3 protein-coding genes and 2 pseudogenes are annotated in these 3,478 nt (G+C 58.1%); 3 read left to right on the top strand and 2 right to left on the bottom strand.

Features of this window, described 5'->3' with window-relative positions; genetic code table 11:
* Positions 1–160: 160 nt before the first annotated feature.
* Together FPV16_RS25760 and FPV16_RS25755 are read left to right on the top strand one after the other, a co-directional pair.
* Complete coding sequence (locus FPV16_RS25760; protein ID WP_227441350.1) at positions 161–916, top strand: hypothetical protein; 756 nt, start codon at positions 161–163, stop codon at positions 914–916.
* Complete coding sequence (locus FPV16_RS25755) at positions 913–1,092, top strand: hypothetical protein (RefSeq protein WP_227441349.1); 180 nt, start codon at positions 913–915, stop codon at positions 1,090–1,092. The genes FPV16_RS25760 and FPV16_RS25755 overlap by 4 nt, the downstream gene beginning before the upstream one ends.
* Here FPV16_RS25755 and FPV16_RS25750 read toward each other — a convergent pair.
* Positions 1,089–1,349, bottom strand: coding sequence for a DUF6894 family protein (locus tag FPV16_RS25750; RefSeq protein ID WP_227441348.1), 261 nt, complete (start codon positions 1,347–1,349; stop codon positions 1,089–1,091). The two genes, FPV16_RS25755 and FPV16_RS25750, sit on opposite strands and share 4 nt — an antisense overlap.
* A 163-nt stretch (positions 1,350–1,512) precedes the next feature.
* Between FPV16_RS25750 and FPV16_RS25745 the strand changes: the two are divergent.
* Positions 1,513–2,409: pseudogene (locus FPV16_RS25745) on the top strand (IS3 family transposase); the annotation flags it as partial.
* A 23-nt stretch (positions 2,410–2,432) separates the two neighbouring features.
* Here FPV16_RS25745 and FPV16_RS25740 read toward each other — a convergent pair.
* A pseudogene (locus FPV16_RS25740) lies at positions 2,433–2,663 on the bottom strand (transposase); the annotation flags it as partial.
* Positions 2,664–3,478: the final 815 nt, after the last annotated feature.

Below are 3,478 nucleotides of genomic sequence, written 5' to 3'. Positions count from 1 at the left end.
CGCATTCGTCCTTGGGCTACCGGCCGCCCGCGCCTGTCACCTTCCCGGATCTGGCCTTCCGGCTACCCATGGTCGCCACCATGCAGTAGCCTCTCAATCGGCTCGGTCCAAAATACCGGTCAGGTCACCCCGCCCCCCCGTGGGAGTATGATTTGTTCGCATGACAATGGGCGCAACCAACGCTGATAGAGTTAAGCTTGCCGTCGAAACCACGGCTCGCGAACTCGTGCGCACCGAGCAGATCGGCGAGAGTTGGTACATCAATCTGCCACTGCTGTACCCAGATGGATCATTCGTAACTGTGCGCGTTGATCCGACACCGGGCGGCATTCGTGTCAGCGATGATGGCTTCGCTTATCGAGAAGCAGAAGATCTTGAAGCTCCGAAAGGTTCATTCAAAAGAACTGCCAGTGCTGTTGCGGAACAGATGGGCGTTCTCGTTAATAGTCATGCTATATTTGTTGAATCATCTACAGACATGCTTGAGCGAGCGGTTCACGATGTAGCAGAAGCTTCATGGCGCGTGGTTGACCGCATATCTCAGAGAATGCTGTCCGATGATGATGAGGCGCTCTCTGAAGCTCTTACAAGCCGCCTGCTTGAGGTCTTTGGACCCAACAGCGTCGATCCTAACAAGTCTACGCTTCTCGGCGCCTCCACGAATGAGTGGACGCTATCGGCCGTCGTAAGGCTTCCTGATAGGATTGCTGTGTTTCAGGCAGTGAGTGATCATGCCGCTTCAGTTTACAAAGCTTCAACGGCATTCCGTGATCTGTCCGAACTTCACAACCCGCCGCGTCTAGTAGCCGTTGTCAAAGATCTTGCTTCTTTCGGACCCAAGTTATCGCTGCTAGTTCCTGGAAAAGTCATACAAGAGCAGCAACCAGATAGCGATTTTAGACGAGCCGCAGCATGACTGAGCCCAAGCCTAAGCCGCCATCCAAGCTGGGCGCGGAGAAGCTGACGCCTGAGGAGCAAAAGCGACGGTTCATCGAAGGCGCCCGTGAAGCTGGTGCCAGCGAGGACGAGGCTGACTTCGATGAGGCGTTGAAGCGGATCGCGAAGCCTTCGCGCGGCGCACCGAAGCTTTAGCGATTCATCAATGGATCAGGCCGCGATACTGGCGCATCAGTGACCAATATATCGATGCGGAATAGAATTAAACCAGACACGTTTACGGCTTCAAGATGCCAATCTTCGCCATCTGCGATATTTTTTGCATTATCTTTTAACAGATGGCTTGCGCGAAGTACTGCCTCGATTTTAGCGGACTTCAAATCAGCGAACTCAGTGCCTTCATTGTCAATCAAGGCGGATCCGTCATAAGCATTAAAAAAGTATCTCGGCACATTTTCTCCCATTCACTCTAGGAGCGGACCGAGACCTACCTCGCATTAACTCCTACACACACAACATTCTCGCCTGAGGATTGTTCACTTTTACACAGTTCTATCCGAGGGGGGGAGGCAGAACGCCGCGGCCACTCCGTATGTGTCAACGGTATAATCACCTAAAAAAAGCGATCGGCATCTTCGCGGAGATGCCCAAGTGACGTTCGCCTTCATTGAGCAGCATGCGAGCACCTGGCCGGTGCGTCTCATGTGCCGCGTGCTCGAAGTCTCCCCCAGCGGCTATTACGGCTGGCGGTCATGCCCCGAGAGCGCCCGGTCGGTGTCGAACCGTCAGCTCCTCGATGACGTCCGGCGTCTCCATGCTGGGCATCATAGGCGCTATGGCTCGCCTCGGGTGCATGCGGCCCTGCGCGCGGACGGCCGAACGGTCAGTCGCGGGCGGGTGGAGCGCCTGATGCGCCAGCACGGTATCCGGGCTCTGGCAGGGCGTCGGTTCCGGCCGTGCACGACTGATAGCCGCCACGACCTGCCGATTGCGCCCAACCTCCTCAAACAGCAGTTCTCGGCTGCGATGCCCAACACGGTCTGGCTCGCCGATATCACCTATCTGCCCACCGGCGAGGGCTGGCTCTACCTGGCCGCCGTCCTCGATCTCGCCACTCGCAAGATCGTCGGCTGGTCCATACGCGAGCACATGCGGACCGAACTGACGTCGGCGGCTCTGATGATGGCCACCCAACGGCAAAGACCGGGGGCTGGTCTCATCTGCCACTCGGATCGCGGCAGCCAATACGCAGCCGAGGCCTATCGCAAGCAGCTCGCTGACATGAAGGCGACGCCCTCCATGAGCCGAACCGGCTGTTGTTACGATAATGCCCCGATGGAGAGCTTCTTCCATACACATAAGGTCGAGCTCGTCCACCAGCGACGATGGACGACCCGGGACGAGGCCCGGCGCGACCTGTTCGCCTACATCGAGGGATACTATAATCGGCAGCGCATCCACTCGGCCCTCGGATACATCACCCCCGAGCAAGCCGAGCGGAACGCGAGCTAACCCCCCTGTCCGTGAAATCGGGGGAGGATCACGACCTCCTTGTGTAGCCGGTCGATCTCGATCTGCTCAGGCTTCATCTGACCTTGACTGGGAAACGCATGTTGCGGGTTGGACACCGCCTGCTTCATTCACCGCTGCAGCATCGTCTCGTGAACGTCGAGGTCGCGTACGGCTTATGCCACACTGACCCCGCGCTCCCGAACCAAGCGAACCGCTTTAATCTTGAACTCACGTCCGAACTTGCGACGTTGCATGGAGCACCTCCGGTTTCACCATCACACCTAAACTGGGTGTCCGTGAAACCGGCAGCAGGCCAGAGCTCTATCTGCTCAGAACAGTGTGCTGGGATTTGTCGGGGCGCCGCCTTCGGTCTGCGATCTGGCCTGTGCCGCCGACGCTGATGCTGACGCTTCTTCACGTACGGCGATTGAGGCTTGCCGTTGGAGCACCGTCTCTTCCAGCTTTTGTACTGTCCTTGACGGATCGCTGGCGCGGCCCTCCGAGGCAGAGCGCCCACTCCCATTGCTCGTCTTTGGAGCCGACGAAGATGCAGATGCGCTAGGCGATGCTGCGTTCTGGGGCCTGCTTATCGATGGCGTAGTGGCTGTCGGACTTGTAGCGGATGCGGGTGGAGCGTTGCGGTGTGGATAGGTCGAAGGCACGTGCAGCGCCAGAGCGGACGGTGTTGGAGGATTTGCATTAACGGCGGTCGCTGGTCGGAAGGTTGGGGGTACGATAGCCGGTGCTGTAGGGATCGCTGATGGGCCGGGTGTTGGTTTAGTTTGGGGGGCAGCCGACGTCGGCGTGGTACCCTGGACTACTGTCTGTTGCATTTGCTCCGTCTTCTTCGGCGTCCGCTCCATAGTCGGGACTACCCTCTTGCCCCTCGCCTTCCTTGTCAGCTTTTTGTCGCAAGCGACGAGGTAGCGTCTCAGCTTTGGCGCGTCCATCTGAATGCCGCCGAGCTTGATGCACGTCGCGATTTGCTCGTACGAGTAGCCGGCCTTGGAGAGTTCCCGAATCATTATCGCTAGTTCTCCCACGGCGCTGACAAGAGTGATTGTCTCGG

It is taken from the genome of Methylobacterium sp. W2, assembly GCF_020662345.1.
Taxonomy (GTDB): domain Bacteria; phylum Pseudomonadota; class Alphaproteobacteria; order Rhizobiales; family Beijerinckiaceae; genus Methylobacterium.
Note: the sequence above shows the minus strand (reverse complement) of the source record. Positions and strands in the feature narration are given on the sequence as shown.